The sequence below is a fragment of the Cellulosimicrobium sp. XJ-DQ-B-000 genome (assembly GCF_031119065.1).
In the GTDB taxonomy this organism is placed as follows: domain Bacteria; phylum Actinomycetota; class Actinomycetes; order Actinomycetales; family Cellulomonadaceae; genus Cellulosimicrobium; species Cellulosimicrobium funkei.
The window spans coordinates 1-17,313 of record NZ_JAVHYN010000003.1 but is presented as its reverse complement, the minus strand read 5'-3'; the positions used below and the strand labels follow the sequence as shown (position 1 = coordinate 17,313).

The window sequence follows — 17,313 nt, the reverse complement described above, 5'->3', positions numbered from 1 at the left end:
AGGGGGAAGTCAGGAGCCGTCGCGGCCGGACAGGCGCTCGACGCCGCGGAACAGGCCGGAGTGGTCGAGGCCGCCGTCGCCGTTCGCGCGGGCGGAGGCCATGAGCTGGGCGACGAGGCCGCCGAGCGGCGCGACGACGCCCGCCTCGCGGGCCGCGGCGGTGACGATGCCGAGGTCCTTGTGGTGGAGCTCGATCCGGAAGCCGGGGCCGAAGTCGCGGTCGAGCATCTTGCGCGCCTTCTGGTTCAGCACCGCCGAGCCCGCGAGGCCGCCGCCCAGGACCTCGATCGCGGCCTCGGTGTCGACGCCGTAGGCCTCGAGGAAGACGACCGCCTCGGCGAGCGCCTGGATGTTCGCGGCGACGATGAGCTGGTTCGCGGCCTTGACCGTCTGGCCGGAGCCGTTCGGGCCCACGTGCACGACCGTCTTGCCCACGACGTCGAGGAACGGCTTGGCCGCCTCGAAGTCCTCGGGCGTGCCGCCGACCATGATCGACAGCGCGGCGTTGATCGCGCCCGGCTCGCCGCCCGAGACGGGGGCGTCGACGATCCGCAGGCCCGCGTCCTTCGCCTGCTGCGCGAGCGCGACCGTGACGTCCGGGCGGATCGAGGAGAAGTCGACGACGAGCGCGCCGGGCTTCGCGTTCGCGAGGACGCCGTCGTCGCCGGTGAGCACCGCCTCCACGTCGGGCGAGTCCGGGACCATGATCGCGACGACGTCGGCGCCCGAGACCGCGTCGGCGACCGACGCGGCCGCGCGACCACCCGCCTCGACGAGCGGCGCGGTCTTCTCGGGGCTGCGGTTGTAGCCCGCGACGTCGTGCCCGGCGTTCTGCAGGTGGACGGCCATGGGGCTGCCCATGATGCCGAGTCCGATGAAGGCGATGGAGGCCATGGTGTGCTCCTCTTGGGTGGTTCAGGTCGGGGGTCGGGGCGGCCGACGGACGCCGGCACGCGGCCGGCGGACGGCCGGGGGTCGCGTCAGCGCTCGGCGGCGGGGAGCCACGCGAACGGGTCGGCGGCCGCGGTCTTGTACTCGAGGCCGATCCAGCCGTCGTAGCCGCCGGCGCGCAGGTCCTTGGTCCAGCGCTCGATCGGCAGGTCGCCCGTGCCGGGCTCGCCACGACCGGGCGCGTCCGCGACCTGCACGTGCGCGATGCGGCCGCGGTAGGTCGACAGGGCCGCGTCGACGTCGTCGCCGTTGACGGCCAGGTGGTAGACGTCGAACAGGAGACCGAGGTTCGTCTCGCCGTGGTCGGCGGCGACCCGGTCGATGACGCGCACCGCGTCGGCCGCGGTCTTCAGCGGGTAGGCCGGCGCGCCGCTCACGGGCTCGACGAGCACCGTGCCGCCGATGCGCCCGACGGCCCGCGCCGCGAGCGCGAGGTTCTCGGCGCCGAGCTCGTCCTGCACCTCGGGCGTCTCGCCCTCCTGGCGGTTGCCGTAGAGCGCGTTGAACGCGCGGCAGCCGGTGCGCTCCCCGATCGCGGTGACGACGTCGAGGTTCGCGCGCAGGTCGGCGGAGCGCGCGGGCCACGACACGAGGCCGCGGTCGCCGCCGGGCATGTTCCCGGCGTCGAAGTTGAGGCCCGTGAGCTGCACGCCCGCGGTCTCGATCGCGCCGACGAACGCGTCCACCTCGTCGCGGGCGGGCGTGGGCGACGCGAACGGCCACCAGAACTCGACGCCCCGGAACCCCGCCGCCGCGGCGGCGGCCGGCCGCTCGAGCAGCGGCAGGTCCGTGAGCAGGATCGAGCAGTTGACGGTGTACGTCGGTGCGGGGCTCATCGTCGTCTCCCTGGGTCCGTCCGCGTCTCGCGACCTTGCGATTCCATTCTGCGGAACTTTTCTTCTGCTGTATGGAAGTGTAAGCGCCGTTCGCGCAGAGCGTCAAGCGTCGGGGAAGCCTTGGCGCGACGTCCAGGGCGTCGGCGCCTTCCCGTATCTGGCGCGACGGGAAGCCCGTCAGCGAAGACTCACGAGGGCACGCAAGACTGAACCTCTCCCGAGCCTCAGGTGCAGACCCTCGGGACGACGGTGGAGGGAGACGGTGACCCACTTGGGCTCGCGCGCGGCTACCGTCCGCCCTCACACGACACATGAAGGGGATCGTGAGACGGCTCCCGCTTCCGGGCGTGCGGGCTCGAATCGCACTCGGCGACGTTCAGATGTCGCGCATCGTCGCGATGGCGAAGGGCGAGACGCGCTGCCTCTCGGTCAGGACGTCAAGGGCCGGTCGCGCTGCTCTTCGAGGAGTGGGCGGGCGCGGCCTTCATGAAGGCGCAGAACGTGAGGCTCGACAGAGGCGCAAACCTCGTCGCTGCAGGGACGTTCGTCGACGGGCAGGATCGCCGTGCGGACTGGCCCTCGACGACACGATGGCGGCGAACGGTCGGGACGGACCTTGAGTCACAGTCCCGTGGTACTCACTCCATACTCGGCTTGCTCTTGTGTGAATCCCTCGAAGAGCAACTGGTCGACGAGACCGGCCCGCGAGAACGACGTCAAGTCCAGGTAGCTCGCCGCGCTCTCGGCCGCCTCCGCGTTCCAGTCCACGCCGCCTTCGGCCTCGAGTCGAGCGATCGCGAACTCGGCGTCGGCTGCGCTGAAGCCCTCGAACTCGAGCTGCCCGATGAGGCCCGAACGCGAGAACCCCGTGAGGTCGAGGTAGCTCACGGCCGACCGGTACGCATTCTGCTGCGCGACCGACCCGATCCTCGCTGCTTCGGCAGCGGCTGCCTCCGCAGCAGCCGCCTCGTCAGCGAGTCGCTGCTCCTCCGCCAGCCGCTCCTCCTCGGCTTCCGCCGCCGCCGCAGCTTCCTCCTCGGCAAGGCGATCCGCCTCTGCTTGCTCCTCCGCAGCGATCTCGTCAGCCGACTTCTCGCCCGTATCGGCATCTTGCGTCGTCGCGACGACGACGGGATCTTCGCCTGCGCCGCCATTCCCGCCGACCAGCGCCGCGATGGCGACGATGAGCAGGACCACACCGCCTGCTCCCGTCAGGAGCTTGTGCCGCGCAATCCAGGACTTCCCCTGTGCCGCTCCCGCGGTCTCGTCACCGGCACCGACCTTGGGAAGCGCCCCTCGGGGATCGGGAGAACCGGACTCGGTGTCTTCGATCCAGAACCTCCACCCCTGCGGCGCGGGTCCCCATGCGGGGTCAGGCGACCAGCCTGGCGGCGGTGACCACCCTGCAGGAGGCGGCGGCCAGTTGGGCGGGGAGTTGTAGCGCGGTGCCATGAACACTCCATTGGTTCACGTGATCCGTTGCCTTACACCCCACTGTGGCACCGCCGACAGGCCGAGAGCCGTTCGGAGCCGGATGATCTTCGCGCCGCGGCGGGTGAAAACACCCGAAGCACGACGAGGGCCCGGCTCCGCGTGCGGAGCCGGGCCCTGGTCATGCCCTCGTCAGGTCTCGTCAGCGTCGACGGTCGAGCTTGACCTGCCGGTTCACGTCCTTGTAGAGCAGGTAGCGGAACGGCTTGGGGCCGCCCGCGTAGCAGGCCTGCGGGCAGAACGCGCGGAGCCACATGAAGTCGCCCTCCTGGACCTCGACCCAGTCGCCGTTGAGGCGGTAGACCGCCTTGCCCTCGAGCACGTAGAGCCCGTGCTCCATGATGTGCGTCTCCGCGAACGGGATGGACCCGCCGGGCTGGAACGTCACGATGTTGACGTGCATGTCGTGCGCGAGGTCGTCGGGGTCGACGAACCGCGTCGTCACCCACACGCCGTCCGTGTCCGGCATCGCACGCGGCTCGACGTCCTGCTCGCGCGTGACGAACGACGTCGCGGTGTGGCCCGGGATCGGCTCGTACACCTTGCGGATCCACTGGAACGCGGCCTTCGCGTCCGAGCGGTTGTGCAGCGCCCACCGCTCCCCCGCCGCCAGGTACGCGTACCCGCCCGGCTCGAGCACGTGCTCGACCCCGGCGAGCGTGAGCACGAGCGTGCCCTCGGTGACGAAGACGACGGACTGCACGGTCTCCTCGTCCTCGCCCTGGTCCGACCCGCCGCCGGGCGAGACCTCCATGACGTACTGCGCGAACGTCGTCGCGAAGCCCTCGATCGGCCGGGCGAGCACCCACAGCCGGGTCTTGTCCCAGCCGGGCAGGTTGCTCGTGACGATGTCGCGCAGCACGCCGCGCGGGATCACCGTGTACGCCTCGGTGACGATCGCGCGGTCGGTGAGCAGCTCGGTCTGGCCGGGCAGGCCACCCTGCGGGGTGTAGTAGGGGGTGGTCTGGGTCATGGGGTCACTCCTCGGAGGTCGTGGCCGTGCCGGTGGCGGCGCCACGGCGGACGGCGGGAAGGATGGGAGGGCCGGCGGGCGCTCAGCCCGCGACGGGCTGCGGCGCGCGCCCGGAGACGCGAACCGCGTCGAGCCCGGCGCGGTCGAGGCCGGTGGCGGTGCGGACCTCGGTATCGGTGAGCGCGCCGCAGTCGACGCCGCGTCCGAGGAACCAGGCCATCGCCTTGGCGGTCGCCGGCTCGTCGAGGACGCCCCCGGCGTCGGGCACGAACCCGACGTACGCCGCGAGGCGCGCGAGCGCCGACGCCGCGCCCTCGCGGTAGAACGCGTACGTCGCGGCGAACCGGCTCGGGAGCTGCGCGGGGTGCAGGTCCCAGCCCTGGTAGTACCCGCGCTCGAGCGAGCGGCGCACGAGCCGCCCGTGCAGGCGCCACGCGGCGTCCACGGCCTGGGGGTCGCCGACGGGCAGGACGTTCGTCGACCCGTCCGACAGCCGCACGCCCGTGCCCGCGACGGCGAGCTGCATGACCGACTTCGCGTGGTCGGCCGCGGGGTGCTCCATCGACTGGTACGCCGCCGCGATACCGAGCGACGCCGAGTAGTCGTACGTGCCGTAGTGCAGCGCCGTGACACGACCCGGCGCGGCGTGCACGAGGCGGGCGACCGTCGCCGTGCCGTCGGCCGCGAGCAGCGCCTGCGGCGTCTCGACCTGGACCTCGAACCGCAGGGTGCCCGGCTCGAGGCCGTTCGCGTCCTCGACGTGCTCGCACGCGCGCGCCATCGCCTCGACCTGCTGGGGCGCGGTGACCTTGGCGAGCGTCACGACGAACCCGTCCGGCAGGGCGCGGGTCTCGCCGGCCGCGACGCGACCCGCGACGACCTCCGCGACGAACAGCGCGAGGGTGCGCACGCCACGTCGGCGCGTCGCCTCCTCGAGGCACTTGATGCGGATGCCCGCGAACGGCGTCGCGGTGCCCTGCGCCTCGGCCCGGACGAGCTCGCGCGCCGCCGCGATCACCGCGGCGTCCTCCGCCGCGTCGCCGCGGTCGCCGAACCCGTCCTCGAAGTCGATCCGGAGGTCCTCGATCGCCTCGACCGCGAGCTTCGCGCTCACGCGCTCCGCGACGGCGTCCGCGAGGTCGCCCCCGGCCCCCTCCCCGACGCCCAGCAGGTCCACGAGCCGGCGGACGCCGCCTGCGCCGTCGACCGCCTCGCGCGCCCGGGCCGCCCACTCCGGTGCGAGGCCGGCCGTGTACCGGTCGCCCGGCACGTAGACGGTGTGCACGGGCTGGCGCGAGCCGTCGTCGCCCGGGTAGCGGGCCGCGAGCTCCGCGTCCCAGGGCGCGAGCAGACCGTCGAGCGACGCGTGCAGCGCCGCGACGCCGTCCTCGCTGAAGCCGCGGACCGAGCCCGCCTCGGGACCGGCCGGCATCAGGACGCGTCCTGCTCGTGCGCGACGACGTCCTCGTACGCGGGCAGCGTGAGGAAGTCGACGTAGTGCTCGTTGAGCGCGATGTCCTCGACGAGCGCCGCCGCCCGGTCGTACGGCCCGGCGTCGTAGGCCTCGTGCCCGACGTCGTCCCGCAGCCGCGCGGTCTCCTCGCGCAGGAGCGTGCGGACCAGGTCGGCGGTGACGGTCGTGCCCGCGCTCTCGCCCGCGGTGAACGACGCGCCCGAGCGCACCCACTGCCACACCTGCGAGCGCGAGATCTCCGCGGTCGCGGCGTCCTCCATGAGGTTGTGGATCGCGACCGCGCCGTTGCCCGCGAGCCACGCCGCGACGTACGCGACGGACACGTAGAGGTTGTTGCGCAGCCCGGCCTCGGTGACGTCGCCCTGCGCGGACGCCACGTCGAGGAGCTGGTCGGCGGTGACGTGGACGTCGGGGCGCTGCCGGTCGAGCTGGTTGGGTCGCTCGCCGAGCACCCCGTCGAACACCTCGCGGCACACCGGCACGAGGTCCGGGTGCGCGACCCACGACCCGTCGAAGCCGTCGCCGGCCTCGCGCTGCTTGTCGGCGCGCACCTTCTCGAACGCCTGGGCGGTGACCTCGGGCTCGCGGCGGTTCGGGATGACGGCCGCCATGCCGCCCATCGCGAACGCGCCGCGCCGGTGGCACGTCTGCACCAGCAGCTCGGTGTACGCGCGCATGAACGGCGCGGTCATCGTGATGGACCCGCGGTCGGGCAGCGTGAACGACGGCCCGGAGTCGCGGAAGTACTTGATCACGGAGAACAGGTAGTCCCAGCGGCCCGCGTTGAGCCCGGACGCGTGGTCGCGCAGCTCGTAGAGGATCTCGTCCATCTCGAACGCGGCCGGGATCGTCTCGATGAGGACCGTCGCCCGGATCGTCCCGTGCGGGATGCCGAGCGCCTGCTCCGCGTGCGTGAAGACCTCGTCCCACAGGCGCGCCTCGAGGTGCGACTCCATCTTCGGCAGGTAGTAGTACGGCCCGGAGCCGCGCGCGACGAGCTCCGCGGCGTTGTGGAAGAAGTGCAGCCCGAAGTCGACGAGCGCGCCCACGGCGGGCGTCCCGTCCACGGTGAGGTGCACCTCGTCGAAGTGCCACCCACGGGGCCGCACGACCATGACGGCGAGCGGGTCGCCGTCGGTCTCCGGGCGCAGCGCGTACTGCTTGCCCTCGGGCGACGTGAACGCGAGCGTGCGGCGCGTCGCGTCGTGCAGGGCGACCTGCCCCCCGACGACGTTGCTCCAGTGCGGCGTCGACGCGTCCTCGAGGTCGGCGAGCCAGACCTTCGCGCCCGAGTTGAGGGCGTTGATCGCCATCTTGGGCGTCGGGGGCCCGGTGATCTCGACGCGGCGGTCCCGGAGGTCGGCGGGCGCGCCGGCGACCGTCCAGTCCCCCGCGCGCACGTCGGCGGTCTCGGGCAGGAAGTCGAGGCGACCCGTGCGGGCGACCTGCTCGCGCCGCGCGGCCCGGGCGGCGAGCAGCTCGTCGCGGCGGGCGCCGAACCGGCGCTGCAGGTCGGCGACGAAGTCGAGCGCGTCCGGCGTGAGGATCTCGTCGGACCGCTCGACGGCGGGTCCGTGGACGGCGACGGCCGTGGTGGTGGTCATGGTGGTGTCCTTTCTGCGGGGCGGGCCGGGCTGACGAGGGTGCGTCAGGACCGGGCTGCCGACCCGACGTGGTGGCCCGACGTGCTGCTCTCCTGAGCCTGGCCCGCGCGGTCGCGCTCCGCGACCTCGGCGACGGCGCGCGCGACGGCCGTGGAGACGGCCGGCTCGAAGACGCTCGGGACGATGTAGCTCGCGCTGAGCTCCTCGGGCGCGACCGCGTCGGCGATCGCGACGGCCGCGGCGCGCAGCATCTCGTCGGTGATCTCGCTCGCGCCGACGTCCAGCAGGCCTCGGAAAAGGCCCGGGAAGGCGAGCACGTTGTTGATCTGGTTCGGGTAGTCGCTCCGGCCCGTGGCGACGACCGTCGCGTGCTGCGCCGCGGCGATCGGGTCGACCTCCGGCGTGGGGTTCGCCAGCGCGAAGACGATCGCGTCGTCGGCCATGGTGGCCACGTCGTCGCCCGTGAGGATGTTCGGCCCCGAGACGCCGATGAAGACGTCGGCACCGGCCAGGCCCTCGCGCAGCGTGCCCGTGAAACCCTCGGGGTTGGTCGTCTCCGCCAGGCGGCGGCGGTGCTCGTCGGTGAGGCTCGCGCCGGGGTGGATCGCGCCCTGGCGGTCGAACGCGACGATGTTGCCCGCGCCCTGGCCCTGGAGCAGCGCGATGATCGCGTTGCCCGCCGCGCCGACACCGGAGACGACGATGCGCACGTCCTCGATGGCCTTGCCCACCACGCGCAGCGCGTTCGTCAGCGCCGCGAGCACGACGATCGCCGTGCCGTGCTGGTCGTCGTGGAACACGGGGATGTCGAGCTCCTCGCGCAGACGGCGCTCGATCTCGAAGCAGCGGGGCGCGGAGATGTCCTCGAGGTTGATCCCGCCGTACACGGGCGCGATGGCCTTCACCGTGCGGATGATCTCCTCGGTGTCGGTCGTGTCGAGGCACACCGGCCAGGCGTCGACACCCGCGAACTGCTTGAACAGCGCGGCCTTGCCCTCCATGACGGGGAGGGCCGCGGCGGGACCGATGTCGCCCAGGCCGAGGACGGCGGTGCCGTCGGTCACGACCGCGACCGTGTTGCGCTTGACCGTCAGACGGCGCGCGTCCTCGGGCCGCTCCGCGATGGCGAGGCACACGCGCGCCACGCCCGGCGTGTAGGCACGGGCCAGGTCGGCGCGGTGGCGCAGCGGCACCTTGGGGTTGACCTCGAGCTTGCCGCCGAGGTGCATGAGGAACGTCGCGTCGCTCACGTGCCGCACGGTGAGGCCGTCGAGCGCGCTCAGCGCGTCCCGGATCTGCTCCACGTGCGCGGCGTCGACGGTGTCGGCCGTGATGTCGACGACGAGGCGGTCGGCGCCCGACTCCGAGACGTCGACGCCCGTGATCGCGGCACCCGTCGCGCTCACGGCCGCGACGAGGTCGCTCGCCGTGCGGTGACCGCTGGGGGCCTCGACGCGCAGCGTGATGGAGTAGCTCGGGCTGGTCGCGGCGTTCTTCGCCGTCGCGGCCTGCGTCTCCGGGGCCTTCGTCTCGGACGTCATGTTCGTTCCTTCTTCTCGTATGCTGATGCGTGTCTTCCGTGATGCGGAAGGGAGTGCGGGAGGTTCCCGCACTGCTCAGGCGAGGTGCGCCCGCCGTCGGGCGGCACCTGGTGGACAGGAGATGGTGAGATGGCCGAGACACCGGCGGCGACGGAGCCGACGGAGACCGCGCCGGGCACGCGGACGGCGAAGCCGGCCGGGGGCGTGCAGTCCGTGGACCGCGCGATCGAGCTGCTCGAGCTGCTCGCCGACTTCGGCGGGGAGTCCGGCCTGAGCGAGCTCGCGCAGCACGCGGGGCTCCCCCTGCCCACGATCCACCGCCTGCTGCGCACGCTGCTCGCCCAGGGCTACGTGCGCCAGACGCCGTCGCGGCGGTACACCCTCGGCCCGCGCCTCATCCGGCTCGGCGAGTCGGCGGGCCGCCAGCTCGGCGCCGGTGCGCGCCCCTACCTGGAGCGCCTCGCCCACGACCTCGGCGAGTCGGCGAACCTCGCGATGATCGACCGCGACATGGCGGTCTACGTCGCCCAGGCGTCGTCGAGCCACTCGATGCGCATGTTCACCGAGGTCGGACGACGCGTCTACACGCACTGCACGGGCGTCGGCAAGGCGGTCCTCGCCCAGCTCCCCGACCAGACGGTGCGCGAGATCATGGGCCGCGTCGGCATGCCCCCCGCGACGGACCAGTCGATCACCGACGTCGACGCGCTCCTCGCGGAGCTCGCCGCGACCCGCGAGCGCGGGTACGCGATCGACGACGGCGAGCAGGAGCTCGGCGTGCGCTGCTTCGCCGTCGCGGTGCCCGACGCCCCGACCCCCACCGCGCTGTCCGTCTCCGGGCCCGCGGCCCGCGTGACGTACGAGTTCGGCGAGCACGCGGTCCCGGTGCTGCACCGCGTCGCGAGCGAGCTCACGCGCGAGCTCATCACCGCGGCGCCCTGAGATGGGCGCACCCTGCCCGGCCGCGGGTACTCCGCGGCCCGGCAGGGCGCGTCCGTCCGTCATGTCGGCTCAGCAGAACCCGGTGACGGTCGCCCAGGCGCGCGGCTCGGCCGGGACGTCCTCACGCAGGACGGTCGCCTCGATGAGACCGTACGGGCGGTCGGCCGCGTAGAAGACCTCGTTCGGGTTGTCGAGGCCGAACGGCGCCAGGTCCACGAGGAAGTGGTGCTTGTTCGGCATCGAGAACTTGATCTCCGCGATCTCCGGGACGGCCTCCAGGACGGCCTTGCCCATCGCGAAGAGCGTCTGCTGGAGCGCGAGCGAGTGCGTCGTCGCGAACGCCTCGAGCTGGATCGCGCGGACCTTCGCGTACACCGCGTCGAAGTCGACGTCCGTGGTCGTGTAGCGCCAGCGCGAGGTGACCGACGTCGCGAGGATGCGGTCGTCCGTCTCGACGAGCGTCGTGTAGCGGTCGCGGGGGAACCCGTGGAACTCCGAGCCCGTCGACTTGAGGACGACAAGGTCCGTGAGGCCCGAGACGACGAAGACCTCGTCGCCGTCGCGCTGCACGACCGTGGTGCGCGTCTCCTGGTTGTTGCGGACGAACGCGTGGTCGTGCTCGCCGTCCGAGGTCTCGATGCGGTTCCAGGAGTACTGCTCGATCTCCCAGCGCCCGCCCTCGATCCACTCGAAGTCCTCGACGAAGTGCTGCCCGAGGCGGATCGCGAAGTCCTCGATCGCGCCGACGCCGTCGCGAGCGAACGCGTAGATCGTGTTCTTCTGCGTGTCCGTCGCGACGCACCGGGAGTTGTCCCCCTCGCGGTGCGTGGCCTCCTGCCCGCCCCTCAGCTGTGAGGAGACGTTGACGTCCGTGATCTCGTGGCGGGGCGTGGAGCGGTCGACGCGCACGAGGCGCACCTCCGCCTTGCCCCACTGGTTGTCGCCCAGGACGATGGCCCCGCTGCTCTGCGTGGCCGCCGACTGCTCGGCAGTCGTGGTGGTGCTCATGTCAGCTCCCTCGATAGGTCGAGTAGGCGAACGGGCTGAGCAGGACGGGGACGTGGTAGTGCTGCTCAGCGCTCGCCACCCGGAAGACGATGACGACCTCCGGGTAGAAGGACACGGTGTCTCGCCGGTCGAAGTACTCGGCCGTGTCGAACACGAGCCGGTACGTACCGGGGACGAGGGTCTCGGGCCCGAGCTGGGGCACGCGACCGTCGTCGTTCGTGCGGGAGGACGCCACCAGGGACCAGCCCTGCCCCGTCGTCCCCTCCGCGATCTCCGGAGCCGCCTCCAGGCGGACGGTGATCCCCTCGGCGGGCCTACCGCTGGCCGCGTCGAGTACGTGCGTGGTGATGTGGCTGGCGTGGGTGCTCATGCCGTCAGCATTCCCTTCAGCCGCAGCGCGGCGATCTCGCGCAGGTTGCGGGCGGCGTTCGCCCGCTCGGTCTCGGCGTCGTTGCCCAGCCGCTCGGTGAGCTGCTCGAGGATCTCCTCGGCGCTGCGCCCGGCGGCCCGGACGAGGAACACGTGGCCGAACCGCTGCTCGTACGCGCGGTTCCCCTCGGCGAGCCGGCGCGTCACGTCGTCGTCGGAGGTGTCGACGCCGGCCTGCTCGGAGCGCGACATGCTCGCGTCCGCGGCCTCCCCCTCGGCACGCTCGCCGATCCGAGGGTGGCGCGCCAGCGCGGAGTCGACCTCGTCGTCCGTCCACGGGTCGGCGGCGGTGAGCGCCGCCTCGGCGGCGTCCTCCACGGTCGCGTACGGGCGCCCGGCCGCGACCTCCTCGGCCCAGCGGTCCACGTGGGCGCACGCGAGGAGCGCGTCCCGCGCCTCGTCCGGCGACCACCGGTTGAACTCGTCCAGCGTCATCGCTGCGTTCCCTCTCGACGACCGGGCCGGGCGGCACACCGCCCGACCTTCGGAGTGGATTCCACATCTCGGAAGTTTGTTTCCGTCTTATGAATGTACGTCGTGGGTCGGGTGATGTCAACCACGGTGCGTCCCGGCCACGCGTCGGTAATCCCGTCGTCCGCCGCGAGCCGGAGCCGCTACGTTCCTGCCCCATGATCGACGACCTCTGGACCGGCCCGCGCTGGGAGCGGCGGCTGCGCACCGCCGGCGTGCACGCGCTCGTCGTCGTGCACGCGGGGACCACCGAGCGCACGTGGTTCCGCCGGCACGACGGAGCGGACCGCCTCGCCAAGCTGAACTCGGTGACGAAGAGCGTCACCGGCATCCTCGCGGGCCTCGTCGACGTCGACCTGTCGTCCTCGGCGCTTGCGCACCTGCCGCACGTGCCGGTCGACGACGAGCGCAAGCGCGCCATCACCGTCGAGCACCTGCTGGGGATGACGTCGGGGCTCGAGTGGCCGGAGTTCGGCGCCTGGCGGGGCTCGGCCCCGCCGCTCACGGCGAGCAAGGACCTGCTGCGCGCCGTCGTGGAGCGGCCGCTGGTCGACGAGCCCGGACGCACGATGTGGTACTCCACGGGGTCCTCGCACCTGCTCGGTGCGGTGCTCCACCGGCGCACGGGTCGCAGCGTCGAGCAGCTGGCGGAGGAGCACCTCTTCCGCCCGTCGGGCATCCGCCGCTGGCGCTTCTACGCGGACCGGAACGGCTACAGCCACGCGGGCAACGGGCTGTGCCTCCTCCCGACCGACCTCGCGCGCCTCGGGACCGCCGTGCTGCGCGAGGAGGTCGCGCCGCTCGACTGGCTGCGCGAGTGCTGGCGCCCCCGCACCCGGACCTACCCCTGGATCGGCGCGTACGGCTGGCACTGGTGGGCCGACCCGGACCTCGGCATGGTCTTCGCCCTCGGCCTGGGCGGCCAGCTCCTGGCGCTCTTCCCCGACCAGGAGCTCGTGGTCGTCATGACCGGTGGCACGTCCTTCGAGGGCACGCTGGACGGCGTGGAGCTGCTGCGCCAGGCGTACCGCGCCTGACGGGCACGTCCGCGCGGCGAGGAGCTGGTGCAGGACGGGACGACGAAGGGCCCGGCAGCGGATGCTGCCGGGCCCTTCGTGCGGTCGTGCCCGCGGACGGCTCAGGACGCGCCGAGGCCCGCCCGGAACTCGTCCTCGAGGATGCTCATGACCGTCGCGTCCGCCCACCCGTCGCCGTCGCGGTAGACGTCGCGCAGCCGACCCTCCTCGCGGAAGCCCAACGACTCGTAGAGCATCCGGGCGCGGGGGTTGATGCTCAGCACGTCGAGGCTCACGCGGTGCAGGCGCGGTCCCTCGTGCCGGACGCCGTCCACGTCCGTCGACCCGTCGAACGCGAACCGCAGCACCTCGAAGATGGCCTCGCGACCGTAGCCGCGCCCGCGGTAGTTCGGGAGCAGCGCGAGCCGCAGGTTCGCCGAGCGCGCGTGCTCGTCGAGGTCGTTGAGCACGATCTCGCCGATCAGCTCGTCGCTCACCGGCTGCCCGTCACGCACCGCGCCCGGCGTGATGGCCCAGTCGTACCGGCCGTCCCGGTCGCTGACGGTCGCCACCCACTCGTCGATCTGGTCGCGCGTGAAGGTCGCCGTCGTCCCCGTGAGCCGGTTGGCCTCCGGGTCCTGCAGCGACTCCCACATGCGGCCCGCGTCCCGCGCCTCGATCGGGCGCAGACGCACCATCTCCCCCAGGACGACCGGTCCGCGCGTCACGGCGGTCAGCCGATCCGCTCGAGGACGAGCTCGCGCACGCGGCCCGCGTCCGCCTGGCCGCGGGTCGCCTTCATCACGGCGCCGATGATCGCGCCGACGGGCCCGAGGTTCCCGCCCCGGACCTTCTCCACGATGTCCGGCTGCGCGGCGAGCGCCTCGTCGATCGCGGCGAGCAGCGCACCGTCGTCAGAGACGACCTCGAGGCCCCGAGCGGTGACGACCGCCTCCGGGTCCCCCTCGCCGGCGAGCACGCCGTCGAGCACCTGGCGCGCGAGCTTGTCGTTGATCCGGCCCGCGTCGACGAGACCCTGCAGCGCGGCGATCTGCGCGGGCGTGACGGGCAGCGCCTCGAGCGCCACCTCGTCCTGCTTGGCGCGGCGCGCGAGCTCGCCCATCCACCACTTGCGCGCACCGGCCGGGCTGGTGCCCGCGGCGACGGTGGCCTCGATGAGGTCGAGCGCGCCCGCGTTCACGACGTCGCGCATCTCGGCGTCCGCGTAGCCCCACTCGCCCTGGAGCCGACGGCGGCGCGCGACCGGGAGCTCGGGGAGCCCGGCACGGATCTCCTCGATCCACTCGCGCGGCGGCGCGATCGGGACGAGGTCGGGCTCCGGGAAGTACCGGTAGTCCTCGGCGTCCGACTTCACGCGGCCCGACGTCGTAATGCCGGTGTCCTCGTGCCAGTGCCGGGTCTCCTGGATCACCGTGCCGCCCGCGTCGAGCACGGCGGCCTGACGCGAGACCTCGTAGCGCACGGCCCGCTCGACGGAGCGGAACGAGTTGACGTTCTTCGTCTCGGTGCGCGTCCCGAGCGGCGACTCGGGCGTCGGGCGCAGCGAGAGGTTCACGTCGGCGCGGACGTTGCCGCGCTCCATGCGCGCCTCGGACACGTCGAGCGCCCGGAAGATGTCGCGCAGCGTCTGCACGTACGCGCGCGCGACCTCGGGGGCGCGGTCGCCCGCGCCCGTGATCGGCCGCGTGACGATCTCGACGAGCGGGATGCCGGCGCGGTTGTAGTCGACGAGCGAGTACTCGGCACCGTGGATGCGACCGGTCGCCCCACCCACGTGGGTGTTCTTGCCGGCGTCCTCCTCCATGTGCGCGCGCTCGATCTCGACGCGGAACACGGTCCCGTCCTCGAGCTCGACGTCGATCCACCCGTCGTAGGCGATGGGCTCGTCGTACTGGGAGGTCTGGAAGTTCTTCGGGACGTCCGGGTAGAAGTAGTTCTTGCGCGCGAACCGGCACGTCTCGGCGATCTGGCAGTTGAGCGCGAGGCCGATGCGGATCGCGTACTCGACAGCCTTGCCGTTGACGACCGGCAGGGCGCCCGGGAGCCCGAGCGAGACCGGGGTCACCTGGGTGTTCGGCTCGGCGCCGAAGCTCACCTCGGCCGGGCAGAACATCTTGGTCAGCGTGCCGAGCTCGACGTGCACCTCGATCCCGATGACGGGGTCGTAGCGGCGCGTGGCGTCGGCGTAGTCGACGAGGTCGACGGTCGTGGCGGTCATCCGACCTGGCCCTCCTGTGCGTTCGTGGCCGTGGGCAGCGCGGGCGCGCGGTCGAGCAGCGGTCCGCCCCACGAGCCGACCAGGGCGGCCTCGAGCGCGGCGCCCACCCGGTACATGCGGTCGTCGGCCTTGGCCGGCGCGAGGATCTGGAACCCGACGGGCAGGCCGTCGTCCGACAGGCCCGAGGGCACCGACATTCCGGGGACCCCCGCGAGGTTGGCGGGGATCGTCGCGACGTCGTTGAGGTACATGGCGAGCGGGTCGTCGAGCTTCTCGCCGAACCGGAACGCCGTGGTCGGCGCCGTCGGCGAGACCAGGACGTCCGCCTGCTCGAAGGCGGCGGCGAAGTCCCGCTGGATGAGCGTGCGGACCTTCTGCGCGCTGCCGTAGTAGGCGTCGTAGTAGCCGGCCGAGAGCGCGTAGGTGCCGAGGATGATGCGGCGCTTCACCTCGTCGCCGAAGCCGGCGCCGCGCGTGGCGGCCATGACGCGCTCCGCGGTCACAGGGCCCTCCTCGGGCTCCACGCGCAGGCCGAAGCGCATGCCGTCGAACTTCGCGAGGTTGCTCGACGCCTCCGACGGCATGATCAGGTAGTACGCGCCGAGCGCGTACTCGAAGTGCGGGCAGGAGACCTCGACGATCTCGGCGCCGAGCCCGCGCAGGAGGTCGAGCGACTGCGCGAAGCGCGCGCTCACGCCCTCCTGGTAGCCCTCGCCCGTGAGCTCCTTGACGACGCCGACGCGCAGGCCCGAGAGGTCGCCCGTGGCGCCCTGGACCGCGGCGTCGACGAGCGCCGGCCCGCGGCCGGGGATCGACGTGGAGTCGCGCGGGTCGTAGCCGCCGATGAGTTCGTGCAGCAGCGCGGCGTCGAGCACGGTGCGCGTGACGGGGCCCGCCTGGTCGAGCGAGGACGCCATCGCGATGAGCCCGTACCGGGAGACGCCGCCGTACGTCGGCTTGACGCCGACGGTGCCGGTGACGGCCCCGGGCTGACGGATCGAGCCGCCCGTGTCCGTGCCGATCGCGAGGGGTGCCTCGAACGCCGCCACCGCCGCGGCGGAGCCGCCGCCCGAACCGCCGGGGATCCGGTCGAGGTCCCACGGGTTGCGGGTGTTGCCGTACGCGGAGTGCTCGGTCGACGAGCCCATGGCGAACTCGTCCATGTTCGTCTTGCCGAGGATCGGCAGCCCGGCGGCGCGGATCTTCTCGACGAGCGTCGCGTCGTACGGCGGCACCCAGCCCTCGAGGATCTTGGAGCCGGCCGTCGTCGGCATGCCCTTCGTCACGACGACGTCCTTGACCGCGATCGGCACACCGGCGAGCCGGTGCACCGGCTCGCCCGCGACGCGGCGGTCGTCGACCGAGCGGGCCGTCGCCAGCGCATCGTCGGTGTTGACGTGGAGGAACGCGTTGACCGCGCCCTCGACCGCGCCGATCCGGTCGAGGTGCGCCTGGGTGGCCTCGACGCTCGAGAAGTCGCGCGCCTCGAGCCCTTCGGCGAGCTCGGCCGCGGAGAGCCGTGTCAGGTCCGTCATCTCACTCCTCCCCGAGGATCTGCGGTACGGAGAACCGGCCGTCCTCCGCCGCGGGCGCGCCCGCGAGGACGTCCTCGACGGGCAGCGGCGGCTCGGGGATGTCGTCACGGAAGACGTTCGACATCGGGATCGGGTGGCTCGTCGCGGGGACGTCGGGCGTCGCGACCTCGCTGACCTTGGCGATGGCGTCGACGATCACGTCGAGCTCGCCGGAGAGCCGGTCCAGCTCCTCGGGTCGCAGATCGATGCGGGCCAGCGCGGCGACGCGCGCGACCTCGTCACGGGAGATGGTGGACATGCCCCCATTCTAGTGGGGACCGACGTCGTGCCCACCGCGTCGCCGACCTCCCGGCACACGGATGTGACCGAGACAGCGCAGACGACACCGCGCGCAGACGCCGAGCGAGCCACGACGAGGTGAGACAAGCCGGGCGGGGTGGGTGCTGGTACCGCCTCGTGGCGGGCCTGGTGGGATCCGCGAGGAACGAGCGGCGGATGGTAGACGCGGCACCACCAACCACCTCGACGGTCCAGGCCGGCCGCACGCCGTCGAGCACGAGAACCACGGCTCTACCTCGCCCGGCAGCCGTTCCACCTCTCGACCACGGTTCTACTTCTCGCGACCGCGGTCCTGTCTGGCGAACCGCAGGTCTGTCTCGGCCAGCCGAGAGCTCAGCAATAGGGGCGCGGATATGCCGAAGGCCCACCCCGTGTGGGGTGGGCCTTCGGTGAAGGGTTGTCCGGCGGCGTCCTACTCTCCCACCCCGTCTCCAGGGCAGTACCATCGGCGCTGAAGGGCTTAG

The 17,313-nt window shown here is 72.6% G+C and carries 16 protein-coding genes; 2 read left to right on the top strand and 14 right to left on the bottom strand.

From position 1 onward, the window contains the following. Window positions 1-9 precede the first annotated feature (9 nt). From RDI86_RS06215 to RDI86_RS06185, 7 genes are all read right to left on the bottom strand, one after another. Window positions 10-894 (bottom strand): 2-hydroxy-3-oxopropionate reductase, encoded by an 885-nt coding sequence (locus RDI86_RS06215; protein WP_021481126.1) that lies wholly within the window; start codon window positions 892-894, stop codon window positions 10-12. Window positions 895-980: 86 nt separating this feature from the next. Beyond that, window positions 981-1,787 (bottom strand): hydroxypyruvate isomerase family protein, encoded by an 807-nt coding sequence (locus RDI86_RS06210; RefSeq protein ID WP_086151230.1) that lies wholly within the window; start codon window positions 1,785-1,787, stop codon window positions 981-983. 621 nt (window positions 1,788-2,408) lie between these two features. Then, a complete protein-coding gene (locus RDI86_RS06205; protein WP_061268758.1) occupies window positions 2,409-2,984 on the bottom strand; it encodes an Ltp family lipoprotein in 576 nt (191 codons plus the stop codon). A gap of 436 nt (window positions 2,985-3,420) precedes the next feature. Then, window positions 3,421-4,251: a bifunctional allantoicase/(S)-ureidoglycine aminohydrolase gene (locus RDI86_RS06200; RefSeq protein ID WP_021481128.1), complete on the bottom strand. Its 831-nt coding sequence runs from the start codon at window positions 4,249-4,251 to the stop codon at window positions 3,421-3,423. An 82-nt stretch (window positions 4,252-4,333) separates the two neighbouring features. Further along, complete coding sequence (locus tag RDI86_RS06195; RefSeq protein WP_308820960.1) at window positions 4,334-5,683, bottom strand: DUF6986 family protein; 1,350 nt, start codon at window positions 5,681-5,683, stop codon at window positions 4,334-4,336. Continuing rightward, entirely contained in the window at window positions 5,683-7,329 is a 1,647-nt protein-coding gene (aceB, locus tag RDI86_RS06190; protein ID WP_085387606.1) for a malate synthase A, read from the bottom strand. Before aceB ends, RDI86_RS06195 begins: the two co-directional genes overlap by 1 nt. 44 nt (window positions 7,330-7,373) lie before the next feature. Next, window positions 7,374-8,870 carry an NAD-dependent malic enzyme gene (locus RDI86_RS06185; RefSeq protein ID WP_021480427.1) on the bottom strand — a complete coding sequence of 499 codons (1,497 nt, stop codon included), beginning with the start codon at window positions 8,868-8,870 and terminating at the stop codon, window positions 7,374-7,376. A 129-nt stretch (window positions 8,871-8,999) separates the two neighbouring features. Here RDI86_RS06185 and RDI86_RS06180 point away from each other — a divergent pair, with 129 nt between their 5' ends. After that, window positions 9,000-9,812, top strand: a complete 813-nt coding sequence (locus RDI86_RS06180; protein WP_061268761.1) for an IclR family transcriptional regulator — start codon at window positions 9,000-9,002, stop codon at window positions 9,810-9,812. A 69-nt stretch (window positions 9,813-9,881) separates the two neighbouring features. Here RDI86_RS06180 and pucL read toward each other — a convergent pair whose 3' ends face one another. From pucL to uraD, 3 genes are read right to left on the bottom strand one after another with little or no spacing between them, the layout of a single operon-like run. Continuing rightward, window positions 9,882-10,820 (bottom strand): factor-independent urate hydroxylase, encoded by a 939-nt coding sequence (gene pucL, locus RDI86_RS06175; RefSeq protein ID WP_021480425.1) that lies wholly within the window; start codon window positions 10,818-10,820, stop codon window positions 9,882-9,884. 1 nt (window position 10,821) lies between these two features. After that, complete coding sequence (gene uraH, locus RDI86_RS06170; RefSeq protein ID WP_021480424.1) at window positions 10,822-11,190, bottom strand: hydroxyisourate hydrolase; 369 nt, start codon at window positions 11,188-11,190, stop codon at window positions 10,822-10,824. Beyond that, on the bottom strand, window positions 11,187-11,684 hold the full coding sequence (gene uraD, locus RDI86_RS06165; RefSeq protein ID WP_021480423.1) for a 2-oxo-4-hydroxy-4-carboxy-5-ureidoimidazoline decarboxylase: 498 nt from the start codon (window positions 11,682-11,684) through the stop codon (window positions 11,187-11,189). Before uraD ends, uraH begins: the two co-directional genes overlap by 4 nt. 194 nt (window positions 11,685-11,878) lie before the next feature. Here uraD and RDI86_RS06160 point away from each other — a divergent pair, with 194 nt between their 5' ends. Beyond that, complete coding sequence (locus RDI86_RS06160) at window positions 11,879-12,757, top strand: serine hydrolase (protein ID WP_308820959.1); 879 nt, start codon at window positions 11,879-11,881, stop codon at window positions 12,755-12,757. A 101-nt stretch (window positions 12,758-12,858) separates the two neighbouring features. Here the strand turns inward: RDI86_RS06160 and RDI86_RS06155 are convergent, their stop codons facing one another. From RDI86_RS06155 to gatC, 4 genes are read right to left on the bottom strand one after another with little or no spacing between them, the layout of a single operon-like run. Further along, complete coding sequence (locus RDI86_RS06155; RefSeq protein ID WP_308820958.1) at window positions 12,859-13,464, bottom strand: GNAT family protein; 606 nt, start codon at window positions 13,462-13,464, stop codon at window positions 12,859-12,861. 5 nt (window positions 13,465-13,469) lie between these two features. Further along, window positions 13,470-14,975 (bottom strand): Asp-tRNA(Asn)/Glu-tRNA(Gln) amidotransferase subunit GatB, encoded by a 1,506-nt coding sequence (gatB, locus tag RDI86_RS06150; RefSeq protein ID WP_021480421.1) that lies wholly within the window; start codon window positions 14,973-14,975, stop codon window positions 13,470-13,472. Next, entirely contained in the window at window positions 14,972-16,510 is a 1,539-nt protein-coding gene (gatA, locus tag RDI86_RS06145; protein WP_076405772.1) for an Asp-tRNA(Asn)/Glu-tRNA(Gln) amidotransferase subunit GatA, read from the bottom strand. The genes gatB and gatA overlap by 4 nt, the downstream gene beginning before the upstream one ends. 1 nt (window position 16,511) lies before the next feature. Continuing rightward, entirely contained in the window at window positions 16,512-16,808 is a 297-nt protein-coding gene (gene gatC / locus RDI86_RS06140) for an Asp-tRNA(Asn)/Glu-tRNA(Gln) amidotransferase subunit GatC (RefSeq protein WP_021480419.1), read from the bottom strand. Window positions 16,809-17,313 lie beyond the last annotated feature (505 nt).

Excerpts from the sequence above, each read along its gene's own strand:
- RDI86_RS06215 (WP_021481126.1), bottom strand. The coding sequence starts at position 894 with ATGGCCTCCATCGCCTTCATCGGACTCGGCATCATGGGCAGCCCCATG.
- RDI86_RS06210 (WP_086151230.1), bottom strand. The coding sequence starts at position 1,787 with ATGAGCCCCGCACCGACGTACACCGTCAACTGCTCGATCCTGCTCACG.
- RDI86_RS06200 (WP_021481128.1), bottom strand. The coding sequence starts at position 4,251 with ATGACCCAGACCACCCCCTACTACACCCCGCAGGGTGGCCTGCCCGGC.
- RDI86_RS06195 (WP_308820960.1), bottom strand. The coding sequence starts at position 5,683 with ATGCCGGCCGGTCCCGAGGCGGGCTCGGTCCGCGGCTTCAGCGAGGAC.
- aceB (WP_085387606.1), bottom strand. The coding sequence starts at position 7,329 with ATGACCACCACCACGGCCGTCGCCGTCCACGGACCCGCCGTCGAGCGG.
- RDI86_RS06185 (WP_021480427.1), bottom strand. The coding sequence starts at position 8,870 with ATGACGTCCGAGACGAAGGCCCCGGAGACGCAGGCCGCGACGGCGAAG.
- RDI86_RS06180 (WP_061268761.1), top strand. The coding sequence starts at position 9,000 with ATGGCCGAGACACCGGCGGCGACGGAGCCGACGGAGACCGCGCCGGGC.
- pucL (WP_021480425.1), bottom strand. The coding sequence starts at position 10,820 with ATGAGCACCACCACGACTGCCGAGCAGTCGGCGGCCACGCAGAGCAGC.
- uraH (WP_021480424.1), bottom strand. The coding sequence starts at position 11,190 with ATGAGCACCCACGCCAGCCACATCACCACGCACGTACTCGACGCGGCC.
- uraD (WP_021480423.1), bottom strand. The coding sequence starts at position 11,684 with ATGACGCTGGACGAGTTCAACCGGTGGTCGCCGGACGAGGCGCGGGAC.
- RDI86_RS06160 (WP_308820959.1), top strand. The coding sequence starts at position 11,879 with ATGATCGACGACCTCTGGACCGGCCCGCGCTGGGAGCGGCGGCTGCGC.
- gatB (WP_021480421.1), bottom strand. The coding sequence starts at position 14,975 with ATGACCGCCACGACCGTCGACCTCGTCGACTACGCCGACGCCACGCGC.
- gatA (WP_076405772.1), bottom strand. The coding sequence starts at position 16,510 with ATGACGGACCTGACACGGCTCTCCGCGGCCGAGCTCGCCGAAGGGCTC.
- gatC (WP_021480419.1), bottom strand. The coding sequence starts at position 16,808 with ATGTCCACCATCTCCCGTGACGAGGTCGCGCGCGTCGCCGCGCTGGCC.